This window comes from Tumebacillus algifaecis (genome assembly GCF_002243515.1).
GTDB lineage: Bacteria > Bacillota > Bacilli > Tumebacillales > Tumebacillaceae > Tumebacillus_A > Tumebacillus_A algifaecis.
In genome coordinates this window covers 1,651,503-1,674,956 of sequence record NZ_CP022657.1, presented here as the reverse complement: position 1 = coordinate 1,674,956, position 23,454 = coordinate 1,651,503, and the positions used below count along the sequence as shown (strand labels likewise).

Below are 23,454 nucleotides of genomic sequence, written 5' to 3'. Positions count from 1 at the left end.
AATCGGCCCTGACCACGAAAAAGCGTGTTATGAGATATCCCATAGCACGCTTTTCATTGCGAGTTCATAGTTAGCCTTCAGTAAAACTTAGTGCCACACTCTCCATCCCATTCTTCACAACCGTCTCAATATCTGGAACATCCAATGCATCTAAAACCGTTACACCACCAGTGTGATTGATATGCTTTATTACTTCACGATAGTACTTCCGTTGGAACCAACGGTCATCAGACTGACCTTCCTTATGTAGCAATGACAGAATGGTTCGCAGGATCATTATATTTCGCGAGAACGATCGTTCCATTAAATTTTGGGCCAAATCCTGATTTTTCAAAAGTACCTCTGTTAATTCATACGGGTTGCCTCGATTTGGATCATACGTTGCGAAACCATACCACCAGAGCCTCGCAATGCCGTGACGAACCAGTGATCTACCCCCGTTGAAAAAGTAGCGGTTTCGAACGACAGTAAAGGGATCTTTTTTGCGATTTGTCTTGCTCTCTTCGTCATCATCCGAATCATCGTCAAATCCTTGCTCATCATGAGCCACGGCCGGCCACCGTGAAATCATATACTCCCAAAAAGTCACATGCGCCAGATATGCCCAAAGTTGCTCATTAGATGCCTCTGTCAACGTGAGGTTTCGAAACGCTTGGTGGACAATTTTCGAATTGTGCAGATCGTTGTGCGCCTCTTTCCCCAATTGCAACTTTACCTCGGGCATCAAAAAGTTTGATGGCAAGCTGTAACTCTCACCACCAAATAGGTCATCAAGCCAAGGACTCTGGGCTTGATACCGGGGGAAGTTTGCTTCAATCCCCGTTTTCAGTAGCGACAAATGGGCTTCTCGCAGATAATGTATGGTCATTACTCATTGCCACCTCCAGATGCCATGACAAGTTTTTTTGTATCGGTCAACGCATTGCTCAGTGGAGCACCGATCAGTTGTTGTGCGACCCAAAGGTTTGAATGGCCGGACCCTTTCAGATTCAGTTCGCGTAATCTATCTTGTAAAACTTGGTACCAACGTTGTAGCTCATATTCATCGATCATGTCATCGTTGTTCATCTCTTCCAACACATATGTGAGTGCAGGTAACACAATCAACGTCGCTAGTACAGATTTCATCTCTTCGACGTTTGCCAGTGTTTGGTAATCAGTAAATAATTTGCGCGAGAGAAGAATTACTACTTTAGGTGTTGCCAAAGAGACGTCAAGATCTGGCGCATCAGAATGAGGGTTCATTTGTACCGCAAAAATAGACGGTACTTTAAGCAATGGATCAATGTCTTTGGGCGGGACGAAGCGAAATTCAGGTCCGACCGCCAACACGTCACCCTTTTGAACGAAAAATGTAACACCATTATAATCTTCACCGAAATTCCGGTTCGTGTATTCCAAGTCCTCTGACGCCAATATGAACACACATACTTCAACTCTTCCATCAAGTTCCTGAGCCGGCACTTCCACAACCAAGTTATCCTCTCGGGATCTGTAAAGAGAACGTAACCGGGTGCCTATACATTCAAGATGGAGTGCATAAGTTGCTTTTCCTTTTTGAATGAGGGTATTCAGATCTTCATTGACAAGAGTGAAGTCCACCCGAAGCCGATACATATTGCCGTCCACTTGAGTATCAAACGATGCATCAAACAACGAATCGACCAGTGCCTCTGAAAAATCGGACAAAACCGGATGCGGATAATGGCTTCCTTTAATTTGCATGTAAGGTCACCTCAAGGCGATAACGAGTTGAGTTGTTCATTCGGATCAGCAGCGTATTGTTCTGATTGGACTTCATCCAGAACGGACCAATTTTTCCTTTTGGAGCCACCGCAATAGCATCGCCTGTCTCTTTAATTTTCGCCTCAAGCACCGGTACATGTCCCTTACTGTCTTCACCCACCACCGAGATACTAAGTGATGCCACGCCGTCTACATCTGGCATGACGATCAATTGGTAGATACCTTCCATTGGGTTCACGCAAAATACGACTACTTTTTTCAGAGACTTGATCTTCCGCACTTTGCGTCCCGATGTCTCACCTGACCCTTGGTTTGACCCGTCCTGTCCGTCATTACCACCTTTTTCATCTGAATCATCTTGCTCACCGCTTGGCCCGGTCCCTCCGGTTACTTCAATCTCTTGACCGTTATCTTTAGACTGTTCTTTGTCCTCGATGAGATCTTCTTGTGCCGCTGAAACTTCTTCTTTGGCGATTTGCACCCCATGAGCTTGGCGTCGAACAGTACGGACAGAGATATCGGTCGGTACGGTGCGCATCCCGTCCCCTTGTCGTTCAGTCAGAAATGATTCATCATGATTATCTGGGAGAAATTGGCTCATGCCTTCGACCTCAAGCGTTTGGGTTTCCTCCTGGGCTTCCATTTGGCGAAGATGATTTTTGATCCAATTATACATTCGTTCAAGACGCTTCTTGGCTTGGTTTTGTTCCTTAGTATCTAGACTGAACCGACTCCACTCCCAGCTTTGGTGGTTCGGGGGTTCCAACTTACGGAGGAACTCATTCAGTCCTTTTCCTTTAGCTATAAATACGCCAGAAAACGGCATAATGGCGTTGAAGCGTTTATCTTGAATTTTCATGCCTGTCGAACGGAACATAGCTATGCGTTTGGGTAGTTCCTTACCGGACAACAAGTACAGTTCCACGTCCCCGGGTTCTTCGAATCCAGTCGCTAATACGGGTGTCTTGTACGCTTGATAGTAGCTGGATACGAGCATTGAATTTTCTTCATCCACATGTTGATGGAGTAGCATTTCCAGATTCTGAGTATCGATCTTAGTGGACCCTACACAGACAACAAGACGGCCTTCCTTAATGGAAACAAAGAAATGCTCAAGCACCGATCGGATGATGCGAACTTCCCAACCCAATTCTATTTGAAATCCAGGTATAAATATATCCGTTCCGGTTTGCGTTCGGGTAAACAAGGGATCCACTCCTGCTTCAGCAAAATGGATCTCTTCAAGTAAAGGTAGATTTCGTTCACTCCGACCAAAAAAACCAGTACCTTGAGTGAGTTCCCCTTCTTCTTCATGAGAGACCAGTTTGGCCACACCTTGGAAAGCGGTGACGCCGTCCGTGTCTTTTGTTCCATAATAGATCGTCCGAAAACGAGTACAAGCAAAGGGAGCATTCTTCCCGATCCCAAAGGACCCACCTGCTTGAGATGGTTTATCGGATACGCCTGACGATTTTACCAATGCATTCCAGCTGCCGAAAATCTCCTCCCGCGCCCCAGTTAAACCTGTTGTTTGGTAGTCACTGATCTTCAACATTGGAATCTCAGGTCGTTGGATCAAATCCAAAGCATGATCAAAAAACTTGCAGGAATCTGGGAGATGAGCCCAAACCAGTCGAGCCGATTGGAAGACTTGGATAAGTCTATCTCGACCTGGGAGTTTTTCAGTCGGTAAGGATAACAGCTCAAAATGTACTTCAACGGGATGCTCAGCTTGTTCATCCCGAGCGTCACACGAATTCTGTATAATTTCTCGAGCAAGGGAATCGATCAAATCATTTCGGAACGTCTCCACACCGGAGTCGTTGAGTCCAATTATTTGCCCGTGATTAAGCAGAGGGAATTTCCAACCGTACATATTGTTCCCCTTTCTGACGTAAGTTGAATTTGATATACAGAAATTTATAAATCGAAAATAATCAATTTCACTGTATCTAATTTTCAATTAGGTAATTCAACATAATCTTGCAATTTCCTTTTATCAACTACTTTTTTAGAAAAACCAACCCTAAATACTATTTTTACTGAAAGAGTTATTGAATCACATGGGAGATTGGTGTTAAGATGCAATAGAATAACTTCATAGATATTCCCATTAAATAAAAAGGTTAATTGTTTATATTCACTAGATAGCCCACTCAAGAAAACATCATGTTATATTGCACTCTTGTTAGGGGTTAACAATCAGATAAATAGAAAACTCATGAAATTAATGCCACTCAAAAGTTACCAGAGGTTTTGGAAGACCTGTCAATGACAAGGTGTTGCATCCGAATTTGGTGTCATACATGTACTTCGACAATGATATTAGGCTAACTTATGAATCATTTCCTCGAATTGTTGGATCAGCTATTTTACTCGCTTGGTGTATATCATTATCAAAAAGGTGTGGACCCATTGAAAATTCAGGAACAAGAGCTATTTTATGGCGCGGCCCTCGCGCAAATTGTTGAACACGGCGAGGCCGTTCACATATACAAGCGGCCAGATCAAAACAGCGTATACGTTATTAATCAAAAGTCTGTATTGATGCTAAAATACAGAACGAATGCTCGAGCGCCATGGCGCTTCCAACTTTCCGAACGCGAGGAGGATGCAATTCGCGCTGAACTGGTACGAGGGAAAGATTTTTTTCTTGGATTGGTGTGTGCCAACCACACGATTTGTGTACTAGGCGCCGAAGAACTGAAGAAGATTATCGATTTCGAAGTTTTGGGAGATAAGTGGATATCAGTGAATTCCGGGCATAACCGGAGTCTTTGGGTAGCCGGACCAGCTGGTGAGATGTCTACGTCCATTCGTCACAATGATTTCCCGCGTAAACTGTTTACACTTTAATTATAGTCTGGGGATAAGAACATGAAAAACCAATTTGTTAGCAGAATAGTGAAACCCACTCATAAACGTACAGTAGTGGTCGACGGGAATCACATATTCGAGTTAGAAGAAATCTTGCAGGAAGAAAAAGTGCCACGTAGCGGTGTCAATAATATCGTGAACACCGCCGTGGAAATCGTGGAAAATTTACAGGAACCGACGCAGAAAGGTGAAAAACGTGGTCTAATCTTCGGGAAGATTCAAAGCGGGAAAACCAACATGCTGATCGGCTCAATTGCCATGGCGGCTGACAATAGTTACCGTTGCTTCATTGTGCTGACATCTGACAATTTGTGGCTGTATGACCAAACACTTAGTCGCCTCCGAAAGTCGTTGCCAGGTATTAAGATCACTGGGAAGGAAGAGTGGGACCCTAACTCGGTCGGCACAATCAAAAAAAACCTTGCCACCGATGGCGTCATGCTTTTTGTATGTACAAAAAATGGTGTGCATCTCCAAAATTTGATTGAAGTAATCCAACAAACTGGCGCCTTCAGACACCCCACCATCATTTTCGATGATGAAGCAGATCAAGCTTCTCTAGACACGAACGCCTCAAAGGAAGATGACGAGGTTAGCCGTATAAATGGGCGGATAAGCGCGTTGCGCGATCTTTTTTCATCACGGACATTTGTTCAAGTCACCGCGACACCACAATCGCTATTCTTGCTCGGTCAGGAAAAACCGTATCGTCCTGAGTTTACTGTGCTGACTGAACCGGGAGAAGCCTACGTAGGCGGCGAGGACTTTTTCTCAGAAAATGCGAATTGTCACTACTTACAACGGGTCGATGAGCAAGAACTGAGCAGTTTGAGTGGAAAAGTAAGCAATGTGAATAAAACAATCCCTCAAGGATTAAAGCTTGCTATCTGTCAGTTCTATGTCGGATCAACGATTAAGATTCTTAAACGGGAAGGCCGTCATTTCTCCTTCCTATGTCATGTAAGCCTTAAGAAAGCCGACCATGACCATATTCGAATCATCATTCAAAAGTACACAGAAGAGTTGGCACTTCAGCTGCGTTCCAAGGAAGATTCACCAAAAAAAATTCGTATCATCAAAGACTTGAAACAAGCTTACGAAAACCTCAAGCCTCACGTCCAGAAAGTACCTGACTTTGAAGAAATCGAGCAGAAACTCGTGCTGTACATCAACAATACAGCTATCCAAGTCATCAACACAGATGGTGCAAATGGTCAACCTCGCTATGACGCGCGATATAATATCCTAATCGGCGGAACGAAGCTAGGACGTGGTGTGACGATCGAACGTTTGTTGGTCACTTACTATGGAAGGCAAGCAAAAAAGCCTCAGATGGATACCGTACTACAACATGCAAGGATGTACGGGTACCGCTCCCGTGATTTGGATGTTACGAGAATTTTCTTGCCAGACCACTTAGTTGAGCGATTCCAACTAATCTACGAGTCTGAAACACAATTACGTGATATTATTCAGAAGCACAAGGATGATAAAGGGTTCCGAGGTATTTGGCTGGATACGTCAATTAAACCAACTCGTTCCAACGTGCTAGACCCTAATGAATTGGGCTTTTTCGCAGCGGGTAAGGCTTATTTTCCGCACAGCCCAGAGTATCAGGGCACTGAGATTGTAACGAACACGGAATCAATCGATAAACTTTTGCAATCGTATACAGAAACCAAAGGCTATAAAGTTTCTATTGATATCATTGAGCAACTCCTTAAGTGGACAAAAACACATAAGGAATCTAAAGGTCTTTGGAGCGACGAGCGAATTAGACTTGCAGTAGAGCACTTGAAAAACGAGTATACACAAGCGTATCTTTTGGTACGGAGAGGGCGTAAACTGAGTAGACCAGATGAGTTGAGAGCTGTTTATACAAGCGCGGATCTCCAAGCTGCCGATACAGACTTGCCAACTTTACTTATGCTCCGACAAGAAAAAACAGCTGCTTGGGCTGGAAATCCTTTTTGGATTCCGGTGTTCCGCTTCCCGGACGGCAACTTTGCTCTCATCACGAACCTCTCATAGGATTTTGCACTCCACCAGTTACCTATTCTTAACAACCTGCACGGTGCCAAAGTCGGCTTGTGCTTCACCGCCCGTATTTTCCAAGCGCTCCTAACTTTTTGTTTCGTTGGGGTGAGCCGAGCGCTATGACTTTGCTTGAGTGGAAGGGCTCCTTCTTTCATTAATGTATCTATGACTTCAAGAAACGGCCATAATACCGGGGGACGCCCGAGCATCGACTCGTTCTAATCGCCCTTGTCCTCATACTTTTTGGCAGTTCCCCAATTCACTGTCATTCATTCCTCTGCAATATCTGTAAACGAACATCCTTCGCTGTTGTTTTGGCACTTTCATCATCCTCTCGCTCCCCCATGGTCTTCGTAAACCGTAGGGACAGTTGTAGATCGATGTTGGCAAGTGCTTTTTTATTGCCAAAATACAGTAACCCAATATTCCTCCTGTAACCATCTGCGAACAGTCTTACGAGCACGGCCATACCCTTTCGAAATAGCCGTGATGCTCATCTACAATATTTCATCCGTTTTTTACAAAAAAATTCCCCGTTCCATGATTTCTCACCTCTCGAAGAGACTGTCCTTTTTGAAGTGGGGAATATTCAACCATTTATATTTCAGATTTTACAACCGTTGTTCACACATTCATCACACACACTTCCCTTGGTTAATTTGTGCCAATATCATAACTACAAATTTCGCAATCAATATCACCTTATAAGGTGATATACGATGCAATATTGAAGGTTACACTATGATTATTACATACGAAGGGTGTGAACAAGATGTCTGTCTGCCCACCTGAGATTAACAAAAGTGATTTACAAAAGTTGCTGCATAAGGTTGTACTAAAGCGATTTTTTGATAATTGGACAAAAGAAATAAAAGAAAATAAAATTCTACAAGTCGAATTAAGCCGAGCAGCTGGCCGTAATGACGGTGCATTCAACAAGAGCTTTAAGAACCTAGAAGACATCCAAATAACTACATTCTTGCGTTACTGGAGTGCACTTAATAACGTGTTAGTCGAGAAAGGCAAGAAGCCTTTGGATTTTATTAGACTACTAGACCACCAAACCGCAAAGACCTTAATCATCGCCTCAGAGTTAAATATTTTTGAGTTTCAGGAACTTGCCGAACGGGAAAGAGACTTTTTTATAGGTGTGAAAGTTTACATTGATGTGTTTTTAAAAGAGCAAGTGTATTACTCCGATTCTAAGGAAGTACTCGCCTATCAGGCTTTTATCAAGAGATATATAACAGAGGAGGATCGCAATGTCTGAACGTAAAGTTTGGTTCATTACCCGCCCAGAGCGCGACCCAAGATTTCATCAAGAAGCTCTCGTTGCGCTACAAAAAGCAACCAAGAATTTTACTATAAAGTGGTCGGCCAACCGACACGCTCATGTGGCATATGAGCAGGCACTCGTTGATGAGAATCTCAAACGCGAGCACATAAGCAATGATGGCTCCGGCGGCAGGACTTGGGCAGCAATGCTGAAAACGTTTGCCTACATTTACACAAATGACGAGGGGTATTTGGTTCCAACCAAAGTAGGTCAAGCCCTTCTCGAAGAAAAAGCGGTCTACATGAACACTCGCAAACAAATTCTGACTTTACAAATTCCAAACGCATACTTTTTAGAAAAAGGGTTCCGCCCTAAATTTGACGACGGATTCCAAATACGTCCTGCCCGTTTCATCGCCCGTTTAACCAACCAAGCGGCACTTGACTACTACCTAACCAAAGAAGAGATCACCTATTTTGCGATGACTGCGAAGAAGGATGATGAACTTTCGAAAGTGATAGACAAGATTGTACATTTCCGTAGAGCCTCGGAAAATGAAAAAGACCGGATTCACCAGGAAATCGCAGAACAATACGACCATCGAGAACGCTCTGATCGGGCGGCCCGCGATTTCCTAAACGCACATTCGGATGTTGCACACACCTTCATGTTGCTGTGCGAGTACACCGAGTTTGTTGAATATATTCGTGGCCAGTCTCTACGTGTAGATCCGTCAAAGAGCAAACAATTCAATGAAGAACTTGATGAATGGGACCAGCGATATCCTTTCAACAAGCGCTACATGATTTCATTACAACGGATGGCTGAAAACAACGGTCTTGATGTAAACAGCTACAAAGCAACAAGCTATGGTGGATTGAGCCCTGCAACAAATCGTGGGAAGGTGGCTCAAAAGGTCGAGAAGCTGCTTCAGTCGTATCCTGTGCCCTCTACCCTCTCGATCAGCGAATTGAAAAGTGTGTTGTCAAAAGAGTTTCCCTCACGTGATGTAGTGAATTTAGCGAGTGAAATTCATCAATATTCATACTCGCAATTGAATAATGATTTCGTCGAGCAATACCTCAACCAGAATGACAACTTGCTTTTTGAAGACCAAACAGGAGCGATCTTCAAAGCTATAGGTTTTGATTTAGAAATGCGCCCTAAGCCTAACACCTCTGATCGAACAGAGATCGAGATTCTGTTGAAGTTTGGAGACCTAGCGTGCGGTCTGATCGATGCGAAAAACTACCGAACAGACAAATTCCCATTATCCGCTACACTTGTCTCGCACATGGTTTCCGAGTATATTCCAAATTATGAGGGCTACGATGGCCGCGAAATTCAATTTTTCGGATACGTGACAGCTGGTAATTTCAGCGGTGAGAAAAATCTAATAAAGATAAGCCAAAAAGCTACAACTCATTTCCCTACACGCATCATTAAGGGAGTAATGTTAAGTGCGTCTGTTTTGCTTGGTTTTCTTGATTACTGTTTAGAACATGAGCTCTCACCCGATAAAAGAGTAGATTTGTTCTTGAAAGCAGTGAACAATAGCGGCTATAAGACTATCGAGCAGTTGCTACGAGCTGTGACAAAATAAAACAGGAGGCTCATTCGGCCTCCTGTTTTTCTATAACAGAGATTAAAGGGTTAGTTGTAATTGTTTATCGTTTTTCAATTCTTTCAGATCGATTTTGAGTCCCTTCCACCACTGAGACTCTTCTAGCGATTCATACGGTTCTTCAGCAAACGTCTTCAAGATCGCTTCAAAGATAATCTTCGCCCCAGCTGGCGGAACAGCCATCCCAACCTGCTGGCGAACTTTTTCTTTCTGTCCCTCAAAGATAAAATGATCTGGGAAAGTTTGTAAGCGCGCTCGTTCACGATTAGTCAGTGCACGTGGTTCCTCCCAATGGTACACGTGAGTACCACCCCCACCACTTCCGGTCACTGTGTATGAAGGTTTATCAGGATGAAGACGACGGTATATTTGGCTGAGTCGCGCGCCTTTGACTTTCAGACGTAAGTGCTCAGGAATTCCTTCGTACCAAGCATTTTCTCCCGGTGGGATGTGTTTTAGCATTTCAACTACTTTAGCTGTATGGCGCGTGAGTTCATGATTTTCTGCATCAACAGGGATTGGCGGTACTTCGATCGCTTGTTTGGAAGTTTTAGGGTTATCTTTTGTAAAGGGACTCGGTATTTTGTAATCCAAATTAAGGTCTTCTCGAATACCAACAATGATAATACGGTGCCTGCTTTGCGGTACGCCATACTCCTCAAACTTATACAGATGCGGCACAAGTCGATATCCATATTTACCAGCAGTGGCTAAATCGGCCAAAATATTCACAAATGCTGACCCATCGTTAGCGCTTTGCAAACCTCCAACGTTCTCGGCAACAAAAAACTTCGGGTTGAATTTATTGATCACTTTTACTCCGTAGGTATACAGCGGACCGAAATCACCTGAAAACCCTTTCTGTTCGCCTACGATGCTGTAATCATTGCAAGGAAAGCCAAATGCAAAAGCATCAATCTCTTCCAGTTCATCAATATTCAGTTCTTGTACCGGACAGTGATAAACCTTTGCATTCGGGTCACCATTAAAGATATTTCGACGATAAGTAGCACATGCACTCTCGTCATAATCATTTGCCCAAACGTGATCAATTTGATAGCCCTTAACATCAGCAGTTTTGGCTCCATACCCAAGTCCGCCCGGACCATTAAAGATCTCTCCCATTTTAAATATCATATCTCACACCTCAGTCAGTTGTGTTGTATCTCACTTGTTGTGATTAATCTTATTCTATTTCGGCAACGTTGACCTGACTTCTATCCAACAATACTGGCAAAATCGACCGACACCAATCCTATCATTCTACATGTATCATAGCATACTTGGAATCCATCCAGAGACTCTTTTGTATTGTGAGAATTAGAACAAAAAGGTGGAAGAAACGGATACAGGAATACATTAACTGTTTGGTATCGCTTTGCACTACGCAATCACTCGAAGAAAGCATGTCGCCTAATAATATCGTCCCCTTCCCTCTCTTTTCACTTCATGAACAGATAGCAAGAGATATAGGAGATTCAGGGTATGTATCAAATGTGGCACAGTGGAATTACTCTTTCAGTATCTTGTTCCAATATGGCCTTGCTCTTATCCCTAGTGATTTTTTTATCTGTAGAACTCAGGCAAGTAGCTTTTTACCATTTGATAAATTCAGACCTAGAATCATTGATCGATCTATACTGCTCATAAATAGGCTCGCCATTTTACTATGTATAAAAAAGGTGAACAGTATCTACCAAAATTAATCTGTATTTTGCTACAATAAATATAGATATTACTGATTGGAGGTTGCTCATGGTATTATGGCCCAATCTTTTCAATGATGTTATTCAATCACCTTATTCGGAAGGATATAGAAATCTAAAAGTTTTAACTGGGTATTCCTCTTCTGCCTTTGTAAAACATATTCTTGAACAGTTTGATGGACTGTCCCTTGAACTCACAATAGGAATGAGTAGGACACAACCAATTCCAATTTGGGAACATAACGAATACGTTAGAATGACTAATGAATATGGCCGATTGCAGGTAAATTATTTCATTGGAACACCTCCAATACATGTCAAGGCGCTGATTTGGTCTGACTTTGAAGGAATGATAGCTTTTGCCGGTTCGGCTAACTTCACTTGGAACGGTTTCAGAGGCTATCAGGAAATGATGGTTCCAACGAATGCAGAACACGTTCTAGAGGCCTTCCCTCCGCAGCATCTATCAATTAATTGCACAGATCCGAGTGTATTCGATCATCTGCAAATGTCGTATCAAAGGAATCCAAGAACAACTGAAATTGATGTGAAATCGGTGGAATCGATTCTCCTAACAGACCGTCCATCTGTCGAACTTCCCTTACTTATAACCCGTGGTAGACGTCGAGAAGTTCATAGTAGAAGTGGGCTAAATTGGGGTCAAAGGGACGGGCGTGAACCTAATCAAGCTTATTTGCCTGTACCAAGGACTGCTCATTTCATTCACACTGATTTCTTTCCACCTAGAGGCAGAGAGTTCACCATGATTACAGATGATGGTCAAAGTTTTGTCTGTGTAATGGCTCAAGGTGACGAAGGGCTTGAAAAAGCCATTCACACTACTAGAAACAATAGTATTTTTGGTAAATACTTCAGAAACCGCCTTGCCGTCAATTTGGGCGCTAAGGTTAGGACCGAAGATTTGCTGGCATATGGCCGTACAAGTGTAGCCCTTTACAAAATTGATGAAGAAACGTACTTTCTAGATTATTGCAGACCTGAGCAATAGTAATTTCGCTATAACTACCTTATCACCAATGCAAGCCGATCTTACTTATGAAAGATCGGCTCAGCGTGTAGACCAATTACTTCATGGTAAAAGGTATACACGCTTTTTGAATTTTTACTATGCAAACCGTTCATCGCTTGCAACCTGTGGTAGTAGTCGCTGTGGCACACTTGCAGGCAAATTGACTTGATTCCCCCACTCTATCTAGATTCTCTATGAAAGTGCTGACTTCTTTCGTCAACCTTTTGGCATCAGGAGCAGTCAATTTTCGGCCAATATTGCGCAGCAGTATCACCTTACTCCCAATCTCGAATTTTCTTTGTTAAACTAGTGATAACTACAGGAATCAGGGGGACGTAATGGATACAGTCACACATACTTTATTTGGAATTCTCTTATATAAAGCGATTAACAAAGAGGAGATGTCAAAAGAACTCAAACACTCCTTCCTCCTCACCTCCCTCGTCGGCAGTCAAATCCCCGACATCGACGTCATCTCCCAATTGTGGGATACAGCAGGACAGTACCTGATGTGGCACCGTGGCATTACGCACTCCATCTTCCTCGTGCCGGGGTGGGCTTTGTTGCTCTCGATCGTGTGCTTCCTGATCTGGCGGACCAAGGACAGGCGCATTTTCTACCTGGGACTGCTTGCCGTCTTCATACACGACACATCGGACATCTTTAACGCGTGGGGAACTGGGTACTTCGAACCCTTCTCCCAGGCACGCCTAACCTTCGGAACGATCCCGATCATCGACCTCACCATCTGGGCGATCATCCTTGGTGCTTTCATCTTCAACCGAGTACGCAAGCATGTACCCAGTCACAAAGTCTTCAAGGCCGCTTGGTGCCTCATCGCGGCTCACATCCTCATCCAATCGGTCCAAGGGTACGCGATCTACCAGTCTGTCGATGACCGCTATGAGCAGGTCGCGCTTGCGGCCGAGTTTGTTCCTTGGAACTATCAAGTTATCGGGAAGCGTGGCAACGTCGTGGAGATTTCCAAAGCCACCGTCTGGAGCGAACCTGTGTTGATTCGTACACTCCCTACCGCTACAAACGCGAATTTGGATGACCTCTTTGCCCAGAATCCAGCGGCCAAGACTTTGCAACAATGGTCTCCGTTTGTCGTCGTGGTCGATGATGAGAAGCAACTTGGCATCTATGATCCGCGATTCTTCCGCAACGGGCAGTCTTTTTTGTTTGAGTTCATCGATAAAGGCAACCACTAATACAAAAAGACGAGCCCGACACGGCGCTCGTCTTTCTTGTATACTACAACCAGAGGTGATTCTCATGTCAACCAAATCCGCCCTGCTCGTCGGGGCCAGCGGCCTCGTCGGAGGCGAACTACTGACCCAACTGCTTCACAGCGATTCCTACCAAAAAGTCACCCTGTTCGTTCGCAAGCCTCTCCCGCAGTCGCATCCCAAACTGGAACAGGTCGTCGTTGACTTCGACAACCTCCCTACCTACAGCGAGCACATCCACGTCAGCGACCTCTTCTGCTGCCTTGGCACCACGATCAAAACGGCCAAGACCAAAGAAGCTTTTCGTAAAGTGGACTACGAGTACCCGCTCGAACTGGCACGCCTCGCGAAAACGCATGGCGTAGAGAAGTACCTCATCATCTCTTCCATAGGTGCCAACGCGAAGTCTTCCTTCTTCTACAATCAGGTCAAAGGCCAGATCGAATCGGACCTCCGCACGCTCGACCTCCCGTCTTTGCACATCTTTCGCCCCTCCATACTTCTTGGCGACCGCAAGGAATTCCGCCTCGGCGAGCAGTTCGGCACGGTGATGTCGAAATCACTCACCCCACTGCTCCCGCGCAAATACAGGCCCATTCACGGGCGGACTGTGGCCGCTGCGATGCTCCAAACGGCGCTAGCAGGTCCTGGTGGTGTGCACATCTATGAATCGGATCGCATCGCCACGCTAGGCGCTGCTCGACCCTGATGCAATAGCCGAACTCGGTGCGTCGGGCACCGAGTTCGGCTTTCTAATAGGGTTGATCCTTCCGCTTATCCACATACAGCTTTCCGTCCTTTTGCACTTCCGCGTAGAACACAGAATGCAGCGAAGGGATCTTTTGCCGCCGGAGTTGCTGGTCCAGCCATGTTTGGTCTCGTTTGATCGTTTGCAGGTTGTGCGTGAGAACTTGACCGTCTGAGACGATTTGCACACCGAATGCAGCCGCTTTGGGACTGCCCGTTTGCAGGTCCTGTTTGGTCGCAGGCTGGTTGTTCATCTTTTTCAAAATGCTCAGTTGGCCGTCCGGTTCCAAAATGGCGTAGTCCACCTCGGTCAAGGAGAAGATCTGCTGTTGCCTGAGCAACATGATCAGCTCTTCCACGTTCATCTTTTCTTTGCCCAGCGACTTTTCTAAGATCTTGCCCTGCTTGATCACCACAGTTGGCTCCCCTTCGAGCAGGAGTCGGATGCGACGGGACTTTTGGGCGACTTGCTCGGTGATGTAGCTCAATGCTCCCCACGTGAACATCCCAGCCAGTTGCGGCCAGAATGGAAGCGTCAGGTTGAAGGCCAGCATCGCGGTACAGGCGCCAAAGGCGATGCTTGAGATATAGTTGAACGCTGTGATTTGCCGAATTTGCTTTTTCCCCAGCACCCGCGAGATGAGCAACAGGGCAAAAAATGCGGCGATCGGTCGCAAAAAGGTCTCCACATGCAACGGGCTCAACTCCTTTGCCCTTACTCTGCCCCATTTTCCAGCATTGTATCGGGCCTGCAAGCTGTTTCCCCGCTTCCCAGAATCGTCCTCAACGTCCGCTTCGCACGAAGGGCATCTTGGATCGGTCGGTTCAGCAGTCGCTCTGCGCGATTGGAGGGTGGGTTTTTTTGTGGCTTCGTGCTACTCTATAAGCACTGACTATTTTTTGATGGAGCGGAGGAATATCAATGAAACAACCTGTACGTATCGCCTTGTTGCAAATGGACATTGCGTTGGGCGACCCGGCAACGAATTTTGCCAAAGCGACCGAGTGGATCGACCAGGCGGCTGCGCAGGGCACCGATCTGATCGTACTTCCGGAGATGTGGAACACCGCCTACTCGCTGCACAACATTCGGGAGATCGCCGACCAAAATGGGGCACAAACGCGTGAGATGATCGGTGCTCTCGCCGCGAAACATCGCGTGAACATTCTGGCCGGTTCGGTCGCTGATGTGCGGGATGGCGAAGTATACAATACGACCTACCTGTTCGATCGCACAGGAGCTGTGGTCGGTGACTATTCGAAGATTCACTTGTTCCGCTTGATGGATGAGGAAAAGTACCTGCAAGGCGGCGAGCAGATCGGGCGCTTCTCGCTCGATGGTGTCGAGATCGGGTCGATGATCTGCTATGACCTGCGCTTCCCCGAACTGTCGCGCACACTCTCGCTGTCTGGCGCACAGGTGGTGTTTGTACCTGCCGAGTGGCCGCACCCGCGCCTGAACCACTGGCGTCATCTGCAGATCGCCCGCGCGATTGAAAATCAGATGTTTGTCGTCTCCTGTAACCGAGTTGGACGCGCCGGAGAAACTGAGTTCTTCGGCCACTCGATGGTGATCGATCCGTGGGGCGAAATTCTGCTGGAGGCAGATGAAACGGAAGGCATTCATCATGTGACGATCGATCTCGGGGTCGTGCCGGAGATTCGCAGCCGCATTCCGATCTTTGAAGATCGTCGTCCAGAGCTGTACAGTCAAAAATAGACGGTTCTGTACGCACCGAACAGGACGACCTTGCATTTCCTATAGGTAGAGGATTGGACAACTCTACCTCGGAAAGGGGGAACTCACATGGACGGTACTTTCGGTACTTACACCCGTTGGGCAGTCGTGTTCCTGATCATCTTCGTTCTGTTCTTCCTGCTCGTTCCCGATTATCAAGGGTGCTAAGCTGAGTCAAACACAAAAGACCCCCCGTTTTCAATCGGGAGGTCTTTTGTTCATTCGGCCCGTTCACTCGTCTCTACAGGAGGTTATGCCACTCTTTGTTCTGTGCGATCTCTTCATAGCACTCGGCACAAAGCTGTCCTGCCGTTTCAACATAGTTGCGGCGCTCGTAGGACGGTGTTCCCGGCACATAGTCAGTTTCGGCTTGACACAAAGCGCATTGCTCATGGTGTTGGGACATCTTTGATCCCTTCCTTTCATTCAATTAAATGTTATTACTGATTATACAGAATTATCAGCAAATAACAAGCGGAATTTTCTGAACATTTGTTGAATATTTTGTTGCCAATTTTTTCACGTTTGGCAGGTTCTCTGTCATCGATAAGATTTGTATTTTGTGCTCCAAATATGCAAAAAGGGCTGATCGCGTCAGCCCTTTTCGGTAGATCTGTCTATCGTTTGAAAGCGGCCAATACTTGCTCAGCCGTAGTCGTCCCCTGTGCGATGCAATCGGGGATGCCAAGCCCGGTATAGCCTCCCCCGGCAAAGTAAACGCCGGGCATTTCGCTCTCCGCCTGCTCGACAAATGTCTTGATGCGGTCGAGATGACCGACCGTATACTGCGGCATCGCGCGCCGCCAACGGGTGACGATCGAGAACGACGGATCGGCGGTGATGCCCATCGTTTCCTTTAGGTCTATGCGCACGCGGCGGATGATCTCTTCATCTGGCTCATCGACGATCGCTTCATCACCACCCCGCCCGACGTAAAAGCGCATCAACACTTTACCGTCTTGGGCGGTGTGCAACCATTTGGATGAGGTCCACGTGGCTGCCGTGATCGTGCGGCCTTCTTTTTTCGGCACGACAAATCCGCTGGCGTCAAACGGGAAGTCGATCACGCCTTGATCAAAGGCGAAGACGACCGTTGCCACCGACACGTACGGCACATGGGTGAGCTGCGTCTTGGCGCTGAAGGAGGACGGCAGAATACCCGCCGCATCGTAGGTCGACGTGGTGATCACCACTGCGTCCGCTTCCAGCGTACTACCGTTATCCATGCGGACAGAGTAGCCACCTTCTGTTCGCGCTTCCACCTGCTCGACCCGTGTGTTCTTGCGTACTTCGGTGTGCTCGTAAGCCGCTTCGAGACGTTCGATCAAGCGATGCAGACCCGTATTGAAGGTCAGGAACACAGAGTTTGGCAGCGGGCGCACGGCGGCGGCCCCTTCCGCTTGCGTGGCGGCGTTCGCTTGTGCTTTGGCCTCCTTGGCTTGGGCAAGCATGCCGCGAATCAGACTGCCATATTTTTGTTCGAGCTGTTCATACTGCGGGAAGGTGGCTCGCATCGACAGCTTACGCAAGTCTCCGGCGTAGATGCCCGCCAACAACGGCTCCGCGAGACGATCGACCACTTCATTGCCCAGCCGCCGCTCTAAAAAGGCACCGAGCGACTCGTCGCCCTTGCGCTCGCTTTTCGGCTTGATCAGGTCGAGTCCGGCGCGGAGTTTGCCGCCCCAGGAGAGGAGCCCCGTTGTTGCAAACGGTACGAACTGGGTGGGTACACCGATGTTCAGCCCCTGCGGAATGCGATGCAATTTGCCTTGGTGCAGGATGTAGGTCTTGCGAGCATTCGGGTTGGTGCCAACCAGTTCATCGTCGATGCCCAGTTCGCGGCAGAGCTTAACCCCCGCCGGTTTGCGGGCCAGAAAGGAGTCGGGACCTGCTTCGATCACAAATCCGTCGCGACGCACCGTCTGCACTTTACCGCCGAGCTTGTCGTCCGCTTCAAGCAGGTAGACTTGCAGGGCGATGCCTTGTTCACGCGCTTTCTGTTCGAGATAGTAGGCGGTGCTCATCCCAGTGATGCCGCCGCCGATCACGACGACCGTTTTGACCTGTTGTTGTTCCATCTGGCTTCATCCCTTTTTGGCTTGTTCGAGCACGGCAGTCGCTACCGCCTGTAAAAACAGCGGTTCGTCGTTCGGACTTGCCACGCGCACCAGCTTCATGCCGAGCTCGTCGGCCAGTTGTTTGGCCTCGATGTCGATGTCGTACTGCACTTCGAGATGGTCGGAGACGAAACCGACCGGGCAGATGACGATGGAGGTGACGCCTTGGGCATGCTGCTCACGAATCACGTCGAGGATGTCCGGGCCGAGCCACGGCTCAGGGGTTCTTCCGGCGCTTTGCCAGCCGGTGAACCAGTTGTTGTGGCCGATCTGTGCGGTCACAGCAGCCCCCGTCTCCTCGATCTGCCGCGGATACGGATCACCCAGTTGCAAAATTCGCTCGGGGAGCGAGTGCGCGGTGAAGACGACCGGAACGGAAGCGCGCTCCTCGGCTGGGAACTGGGCGAGCGCCGCCGCTACCCGTTTCGCAGTCGAGTCGATGAAGAGCGGTTGGACGTGCCAGCTTTCCACATAGGAGATCGCCTGTGGTCCCCCCCACTTTTCACGCGCTTCTTCGGCGCTTTTGATGTAGGTGCCAATGCTCATCGTCGAGTAGTGCGGAGCCCAGACGACGCCGATCGCTTCTTCGATGCCATCTGCGACCATCTGCTGTACCGTTTCTTCGATAAACGGATGTGCGTGCTTCATGCCCGTGTAGACGCGGTAGTCGGCCGCTGGATTCAGTTCGTGTAAGGTGCGTTCCAAACCTTGCGCCTGCGCAGCGGTGATCTCATTGAGCGGCGAAAGACCGCCGATCGCCTCGTAGCGCTCAGTCAACTCTTGCAGTTGTTGCGGTTCCGGCGGGCGTCCGCGACGGATATGGGTATAGTACGGCAGGATCTCCTCGACAGAAGATGGGGTCCCATACGCCATCGCTAAAATTCCGATCACCTTTTTACTCATCCACGCAGTCTCCCTGCAGAATACTCATGGATGAAGGCGGTCAACTTGGTGACCACCTCTTCTGACACTTCCGGGAACAGGCCGTGCCCGAGGTTGAAGACGTAGCCGCCGCCGTGCGCGAGGCCGAGGTCGATGATGCGTTTGACTTCCTCTTGCAGGACTTCAAACGGTGCCAACAGGTAGACCGGGTCGAGGTTGCCTTGCAGCGCGAAACTATTGCCGACGCGCTCGCTCGCCACGTTCAGCGGCACACGCCAGTCAACGCCGATCACGTCGATCGGCAGCTGTTTCCACAGGTTGAGCAGATGGCCCGTATTGACGCCAAAGTAAATTTTCGGAACAGGAACGTCGCGCAGTCCTTCGAAGATGCGCTTCATCGTCGGGAACACATAGTGCTCGTAGTCGCGCGGGGACAGGGCACCGATCCAGGAGTCGAAGATCTGAATCGCTTGGGCACCTGCTGCCACTTGCGCTTTCATGTAGGTGACGACCATCTCGCCGAGCTTGTCCATCAGGGCGAACCACACGTCCGGAGCGGCGTACATCATACGCTTGGTCTTATGGTAGTCGCGGGATGGTTTGCCTTCGACCATGTAGGAAGCGAGGGTGAATGGTGCACCTGCAAAGCCGATCAGCGGTACGTTCAGTTCGCCGCGCAAAATGCGGATCGTTTCCATCGTTTTCGGCAGGTCTGCTTCCGGCTCGAGTGGTCGGAGCGCTTGCACGTCTTTCAATACGCGGATCGGGTTGTCGATCACAGGTCCAATGCCAGCCACGATGTCCACATTCACGCCCATCGGCTTGACCGGAATCATGATGTCAGAGTACAAGATCGCCGCATCGACGTTGTGATCGCGCACCGGAGAGAGTGTGACTTCCGCACAGAGATCGGGGATTTCGCAGATCTGCATCAGAGAGTGCTTTTCTTTAATTTTGAGGTAAGATGCTTGGTAGCGGCCCGCTTGACGCATGTACCAGACCGGCACATGGTCAACTTTTTCATTGCGAATTGCTCGTAAAAACGTATCGTTAAAGGTCATGTTTAGTCACCCAGTTCATGAGAGATATGTATTGGTTGAAACAGCATAATTTGGTCATTGTCATTCTAGCGCAACGGGCTTCGAGAATCAAATGAAGGAATTGTGTCACATAAGAAAGCGGGCACCTTGAATTGCTCCCAGGTGCCCGCTTTGCATCACAAAATGAGCAAAAAATACCACCCGAAGTCCCGAGTGGTATTTTTCTTGCTCATTTTGCAATTAGTAGCGCTCCACCACAACTTTTGCTTGGGTGAATTGCAGCAGGTAGTCATAGCCGCCCGCTTTGGAGTCGGTGCCCGACATGTTGAAACCGCCGAACGGTTGCACGCCGACGAGCGCGCCTGTGATCTTGCGGTTGAAGTACAGGTTGCCGACATGGAACGTTTCACGAGCTTTCGCCAAGTTGAAGCGGTCGTTGGAGAACACACCGCCGGTCAGACCAAATTCGGTGGAGTTCGCGATGTCAAGCGCATCGTCGAAGTCTTTCGCTTTGATCACAGCAAGCACCGGACCAAAGATCTCTTCTTGTGCGACGCGCGAGTTGCGGTCAACGTCTGCGATGACGGTCGGCTCGATGAAGAAACCGTTGCCTTCCGCTTTGCCGCCGCCTGCGAGCACGCGGCCTTCGCCTTTGCCGATCTCGATGTAGTTGAGGATGTTGTTGTAGGCAGACTCGTCCACCACCGGGCCGAGGCCGATGTTGTATTCGTGTGACGGACCGACGGTCAGCTTCTTGGTCAGTTCGACCACGTGTGCCAACACTTCGTCGTAGATGTCTTCGTGCAGGATCGCACGGGAGCACGCCGAGCACTTTTGACCGGAGAAGCCGAATGCGGATGCAACGATCGCTTGAGCCGCTTCTTTCACATCGACGCCTTTGTCAACGACGAGTGCGTCTTTGCCGCCCATCTCTGCAACGACACGCTTGAGCCAGATTTGGCCCGGATGTACTTTTGCTGCGCGCTCGTAGATGCGAACGCCGACTTCTTTAGAACCGGTGAAGGAGATGAAGCGAGTCTTCGGATGGTCAACCAGATAGTCGCCGATCACAGCGCCGGAGCCCGGAACGAAGTTGACAACGCCAGCCGGGAGACCTGCTTCTTCGAGCAACTCCACAAATTTCGCTGCGATGACCGGAGTCGGAGTTGCCGGTTTCAGGACGACAGTGTTACCAGAAACGACAGCCGCAGCCGTCATACCAGCCATGATCGCGAGCGGGAAGTTCCACGGCGGGATGACGATGCCGACGCCCAGCGGAATATAGGACAGCTCGTTGTCTTCGCCTTCCATGCGAGTCAGGTTCTGATCTTCTGCGAGGCGAACCATCTCACGCGCATAGAATTCGAGGAAGTCGATCGCTTCTGCCGTATCAGCATCAGCCTCGCCCCAGTTTTTACCCGCTTCGTATACGAGCCATGCGGAGAACTCGTGCTTGCGGCGGCGCATGATCGCCGATGCGCGAAGCAACACTCGCGCGCGCTCTTTAGCCGGAACTGCTTTCCACCATGCAAAAGCGGACAGAGCGGATTGCATCGCTTCCTCAGCTTGAGCTTGGTCAGCCTTCGCGATGTGACCGATCACTTGGTCTTTGTTCGACGGGTTGATCGAAACGGACTTGCCTTCGGTCGAAATGCGCTTGCCGTTGATGACCAGGTCATACTCACCGCCAAGTTGTGATGCTACCAGATCGAGTGCAGCTTCCATCGCACGCTTTTGCTCAGGATTGCTGAAATCGGTAAATGGTTCGTTCTTGAAAACGTTAACGCCCATCTTCAATTCCCCCATATGTAATTATTGGTTGTTTGATGCCAATGATAATTGTATCGAAGTTGAAAGGGGGAAGCAAGTTCTCTCTTTCCCCCTTTGATCAAGTTAAAAGACGATAGGAAACGCAAAGGGCGGTGCCGGATAAGGATAGATCGGCGGCGGCAAGGGGGCGATCAGTGGTGGGATCGGACCGTAAACGGGTGGAAACAGCGGCGGAATCGGCACCGGAAAGAAACGGGACTCCTCCGTTCGGGGCCACATATGCTGCGGATAATAGGTTGTCGGGAAACTATAAACGCTCGGGTAGAGTGCTGGTTGGAGCGGGAATTGCAACGGCTGCATGACCAGCGGGTAGCCCGACACGATGATCGGCGGAACCGCACCGGGTGCCGTGGTGATCACAGGTCCTGCGCCTAAGACGCGGTGCGCACTTGATTGGCTCATCTGGCGTATCTCCCTTCCACATTTCAGTGTTCGGACACCGCTAGCATATGTGACGAACGCCCGCACTGCCCGCTTTTCTGGCAAAATAGGCTCGACACAATTTCGACATATCTTGCTTGCGAGAAGTCAATTTGTGCTATACTGAATTGAAGACTTGTGGTCTGCTATATTCTCTTACATAGGTTTCTAACCTTAATTTCAAAAGTGGGGTCGATTTCTTTGTCATTTAGCCGTAAGATCGTTCTTTCTGTCGCTGAAAATAAGCTGGTCAGCGGTTTTATTAAAAAGTATGGGATGAAACTGGGTGCAGCTCGCTTTGTGGCAGGTGAAACCTTGAAAGAAGCGATCGAACAGGTACGGTTGCTGAACAAGGAAGGCTTGGTCGTGACGCTCGACCATCTGGGCGAGTTCGTGTTTGACGAGGCCGAAGCAAGAGCTTCGACGCAAGCCTGCTTGGACGTATTGGATGCGATCCATGAAAGCGGTGTCGTATCCAACCTGTCGCTGAAAATGACTTCGCTCGGTCTGGACCTGAGCAAGGAATTGTGTTTGAAACACATGCATCTGATCCTCGACAAAGCACGTCAGTATGACAATTTTGTCCGCATCGACATGGAAGACTACGCGCATCTTGATGTGACGATGGAGATCTTCGATGAGTTGAAGCGTGAATATGGCAAACATGTCGGCCTCGTCATTCAGGCGTACCTGTACCGCACGGTTGACGACATGAAACGTCTGGAAAACGAATATGAAACGATGAACCTGCGTCTGGTCAAAGGCGCTTACATGGAATCGCCGAAGGTGGCCTTCCCGAACAAGGCGGAAGTGGACACCAACTACCTGAAGATCATCGACATGCATCTGCAATCCGGTCATTTTGCTGCGGTTGCGACGCACGATGACAACGCGATCAACCACACGAAACAATTTGTGAAACAGCACAACATCCCGAATGAGCAGTTTGAATTCCAAATGCTCTATGGTGTGCGCCCGGAGACACAGCGCGAATTGGTGAAAGAAGGCTACGCGATGCGCGTCTATGTACCATACGGCAACGACTGGTATGGCTACTTCTCCCGCCGCATTGCCGAACGTCCGGCCAATGCGTTCTTCATCATCAAAAACATGTTCCGCAAATAGATCACCACGATCAACAAGAGCCCGTCC

The 23,454-nt window shown here is 48.4% G+C and carries 20 protein-coding genes; 9 read left to right on the top strand and 11 right to left on the bottom strand.

The features are described 5' to 3' along the window. Positions 1 to 70 precede the first annotated feature (70 nt). From CIG75_RS07305 to CIG75_RS07295, 3 genes are read right to left on the bottom strand one after another with little or no spacing between them, the layout of a single operon-like run. Positions 71 to 868, bottom strand: a complete 798-nt coding sequence (locus CIG75_RS07305) for a DUF6339 family protein (protein WP_094236053.1) — start codon at positions 866 to 868, stop codon at positions 71 to 73. Next, positions 868 to 1,725, bottom strand: a complete 858-nt coding sequence (locus CIG75_RS07300; RefSeq protein WP_094236052.1) for a hypothetical protein — start codon at positions 1,723 to 1,725, stop codon at positions 868 to 870. Before CIG75_RS07300 ends, CIG75_RS07305 begins: the two co-directional genes overlap by 1 nt. Next, positions 1,715 to 3,622 carry a hypothetical protein gene (locus CIG75_RS07295; RefSeq protein WP_094236051.1) on the bottom strand — a complete coding sequence of 636 codons (1,908 nt, stop codon included), beginning with the start codon at positions 3,620 to 3,622 and terminating at the stop codon, positions 1,715 to 1,717. The genes CIG75_RS07300 and CIG75_RS07295 overlap by 11 nt, the downstream gene beginning before the upstream one ends. Before the next feature lie 539 nt (positions 3,623 to 4,161). Between CIG75_RS07295 and CIG75_RS07290 the strand changes: the two genes are divergently transcribed. The 4 genes from CIG75_RS07290 (at position 4,162) to CIG75_RS07270 (ending at position 9,539) form a co-directional block, all read left to right on the top strand. After that, on the top strand, positions 4,162 to 4,602 hold the full coding sequence (locus CIG75_RS07290; protein WP_157729436.1) for a hypothetical protein: 441 nt from the start codon (positions 4,162 to 4,164) through the stop codon (positions 4,600 to 4,602). Positions 4,603 to 4,623: 21 nt separating this feature from the next. Further along, complete coding sequence (locus CIG75_RS07285; protein WP_094236049.1) at positions 4,624 to 6,654, top strand: Z1 domain-containing protein; 2,031 nt, start codon at positions 4,624 to 4,626, stop codon at positions 6,652 to 6,654. 778 nt (positions 6,655 to 7,432) lie between these two features. After that, entirely contained in the window at positions 7,433 to 7,930 is a 498-nt protein-coding gene (locus CIG75_RS07275; RefSeq protein WP_094236047.1) for a hypothetical protein, read from the top strand. Then, a complete protein-coding gene (locus CIG75_RS07270; protein WP_094236046.1) occupies positions 7,923 to 9,539 on the top strand; it encodes an AlwI family type II restriction endonuclease in 1,617 nt (538 codons plus the stop codon). The genes CIG75_RS07275 and CIG75_RS07270 overlap by 8 nt, the downstream gene beginning before the upstream one ends. Before the next feature lie 42 nt (positions 9,540 to 9,581). Here CIG75_RS07270 and CIG75_RS07265 read toward each other — a convergent pair whose 3' ends face one another. Next, on the bottom strand, positions 9,582 to 10,697 hold the full coding sequence (locus CIG75_RS07265; protein WP_094236045.1) for a DNA cytosine methyltransferase: 1,116 nt from the start codon (positions 10,695 to 10,697) through the stop codon (positions 9,582 to 9,584). Positions 10,698 to 11,315: 618 nt separating this feature from the next. On the opposite strand from CIG75_RS07265, the gene CIG75_RS07260 reads away from it, so the two are divergent. From CIG75_RS07260 to CIG75_RS07250, 3 genes are all read left to right on the top strand, one after another. Then, entirely contained in the window at positions 11,316 to 12,275 is a 960-nt protein-coding gene (locus CIG75_RS07260; protein WP_094236044.1) for a restriction endonuclease PLD domain-containing protein, read from the top strand. Positions 12,276 to 12,634: 359 nt separating this feature from the next. Then, on the top strand, positions 12,635 to 13,510 hold the full coding sequence (locus CIG75_RS07255) for a metal-dependent hydrolase (protein ID WP_094236043.1): 876 nt from the start codon (positions 12,635 to 12,637) through the stop codon (positions 13,508 to 13,510). A gap of 64 nt (positions 13,511 to 13,574) precedes the next feature. Beyond that, on the top strand, positions 13,575 to 14,237 hold the full coding sequence (locus CIG75_RS07250) for an oxidoreductase (RefSeq protein WP_094236042.1): 663 nt from the start codon (positions 13,575 to 13,577) through the stop codon (positions 14,235 to 14,237). Positions 14,238 to 14,280: 43 nt separating this feature from the next. Here the strand turns inward: CIG75_RS07250 and CIG75_RS07245 are convergent, their stop codons facing one another. Then, a complete protein-coding gene (locus CIG75_RS07245; protein ID WP_227874418.1) occupies positions 14,281 to 14,964 on the bottom strand; it encodes a DUF421 domain-containing protein in 684 nt (227 codons plus the stop codon). Between the two features lie 233 nt (positions 14,965 to 15,197). Here CIG75_RS07245 and CIG75_RS07240 point away from each other — a divergent pair, with 233 nt between their 5' ends. Further along, positions 15,198 to 15,995, top strand: a complete 798-nt coding sequence (locus tag CIG75_RS07240) for a carbon-nitrogen family hydrolase (protein ID WP_094236040.1) — start codon at positions 15,198 to 15,200, stop codon at positions 15,993 to 15,995. Positions 15,996 to 16,254: 259 nt separating this feature from the next. On the opposite strand, the gene CIG75_RS20645 is transcribed toward CIG75_RS07240, so the two are convergent. The 6 genes from CIG75_RS20645 to CIG75_RS07215 all read right to left on the bottom strand — a co-directional run bounded on the left by CIG75_RS20645 (position 16,255) and on the right by CIG75_RS07215 (position 22,284). Then, complete coding sequence (locus CIG75_RS20645; RefSeq protein WP_157729435.1) at positions 16,255 to 16,419, bottom strand: hypothetical protein; 165 nt, start codon at positions 16,417 to 16,419, stop codon at positions 16,255 to 16,257. Positions 16,420 to 16,630: 211 nt separating this feature from the next. Then, positions 16,631 to 18,091 (bottom strand): protoporphyrinogen oxidase, encoded by a 1,461-nt coding sequence (gene hemY, locus CIG75_RS07235; RefSeq protein WP_094236039.1) that lies wholly within the window; start codon positions 18,089 to 18,091, stop codon positions 16,631 to 16,633. Positions 18,092 to 18,097: 6 nt separating this feature from the next. Beyond that, positions 18,098 to 19,033, bottom strand: coding sequence for a ferrochelatase (gene hemH / locus CIG75_RS07230; protein WP_094236038.1), 936 nt, complete (start codon positions 19,031 to 19,033; stop codon positions 18,098 to 18,100). Further along, the gene (gene hemE, locus CIG75_RS07225) at positions 19,030 to 20,073 is read right to left on the bottom strand and encodes a uroporphyrinogen decarboxylase (RefSeq protein ID WP_094236037.1); all 1,044 of its coding nucleotides are present in this window, start codon (positions 20,071 to 20,073) and stop codon (positions 19,030 to 19,032) included. Before hemE ends, hemH begins: the two co-directional genes overlap by 4 nt. Before the next feature lie 219 nt (positions 20,074 to 20,292). Continuing rightward, positions 20,293 to 21,843: an L-glutamate gamma-semialdehyde dehydrogenase gene (gene pruA, locus CIG75_RS07220; protein ID WP_094236036.1), complete on the bottom strand. Its 1,551-nt coding sequence runs from the start codon at positions 21,841 to 21,843 to the stop codon at positions 20,293 to 20,295. 102 nt (positions 21,844 to 21,945) lie between these two features. Then, entirely contained in the window at positions 21,946 to 22,284 is a 339-nt protein-coding gene (locus tag CIG75_RS07215) for a hypothetical protein (RefSeq protein ID WP_094236035.1), read from the bottom strand. Positions 22,285 to 22,503: 219 nt separating this feature from the next. On the opposite strand from CIG75_RS07215, the gene CIG75_RS07210 reads away from it, so the two are divergent. Further along, positions 22,504 to 23,427, top strand: coding sequence for a proline dehydrogenase family protein (locus tag CIG75_RS07210; protein WP_322348605.1), 924 nt, complete (start codon positions 22,504 to 22,506; stop codon positions 23,425 to 23,427). The last annotated feature ends 27 nt before the right edge of the window (positions 23,428 to 23,454 follow it).

Excerpts from the sequence above, each read along its gene's own strand:
- CIG75_RS07300 (WP_094236052.1), bottom strand. The coding sequence starts at position 1,725 with ATGCAAATTAAAGGAAGCCATTATCCGCATCCGGTTTTGTCCGATTTT.
- CIG75_RS07265 (WP_094236045.1), bottom strand. The coding sequence starts at position 10,697 with ATGATATTTAAAATGGGAGAGATCTTTAATGGTCCGGGCGGACTTGGG.
- CIG75_RS07305 (WP_094236053.1), bottom strand. The coding sequence starts at position 868 with ATGACCATACATTATCTGCGAGAAGCCCATTTGTCGCTACTGAAAACG.
- pruA (WP_094236036.1), bottom strand. The coding sequence starts at position 21,843 with ATGGGCGTTAACGTTTTCAAGAACGAACCATTTACCGATTTCAGCAAT.
- CIG75_RS07255 (WP_094236043.1), top strand. The coding sequence starts at position 12,635 with ATGGATACAGTCACACATACTTTATTTGGAATTCTCTTATATAAAGCG.
- CIG75_RS07260 (WP_094236044.1), top strand. The coding sequence starts at position 11,316 with ATGGTATTATGGCCCAATCTTTTCAATGATGTTATTCAATCACCTTAT.
- CIG75_RS07275 (WP_094236047.1), top strand. The coding sequence starts at position 7,433 with ATGTCTGTCTGCCCACCTGAGATTAACAAAAGTGATTTACAAAAGTTG.
- CIG75_RS07215 (WP_094236035.1), bottom strand. The coding sequence starts at position 22,284 with ATGAGCCAATCAAGTGCGCACCGCGTCTTAGGCGCAGGACCTGTGATC.
- CIG75_RS07285 (WP_094236049.1), top strand. The coding sequence starts at position 4,624 with ATGAAAAACCAATTTGTTAGCAGAATAGTGAAACCCACTCATAAACGT.
- CIG75_RS07240 (WP_094236040.1), top strand. The coding sequence starts at position 15,198 with ATGAAACAACCTGTACGTATCGCCTTGTTGCAAATGGACATTGCGTTG.
- CIG75_RS07295 (WP_094236051.1), bottom strand. The coding sequence starts at position 3,622 with ATGTACGGTTGGAAATTCCCTCTGCTTAATCACGGGCAAATAATTGGA.
- hemY (WP_094236039.1), bottom strand. The coding sequence starts at position 18,091 with ATGGAACAACAACAGGTCAAAACGGTCGTCGTGATCGGCGGCGGCATC.
- hemE (WP_094236037.1), bottom strand. The coding sequence starts at position 20,073 with ATGACCTTTAACGATACGTTTTTACGAGCAATTCGCAATGAAAAAGTT.
- CIG75_RS20645 (WP_157729435.1), bottom strand. The coding sequence starts at position 16,419 with ATGTCCCAACACCATGAGCAATGCGCTTTGTGTCAAGCCGAAACTGAC.
- CIG75_RS07250 (WP_094236042.1), top strand. The coding sequence starts at position 13,575 with ATGTCAACCAAATCCGCCCTGCTCGTCGGGGCCAGCGGCCTCGTCGGA.
- hemH (WP_094236038.1), bottom strand. The coding sequence starts at position 19,033 with ATGAGTAAAAAGGTGATCGGAATTTTAGCGATGGCGTATGGGACCCCA.
- CIG75_RS07270 (WP_094236046.1), top strand. The coding sequence starts at position 7,923 with ATGTCTGAACGTAAAGTTTGGTTCATTACCCGCCCAGAGCGCGACCCA.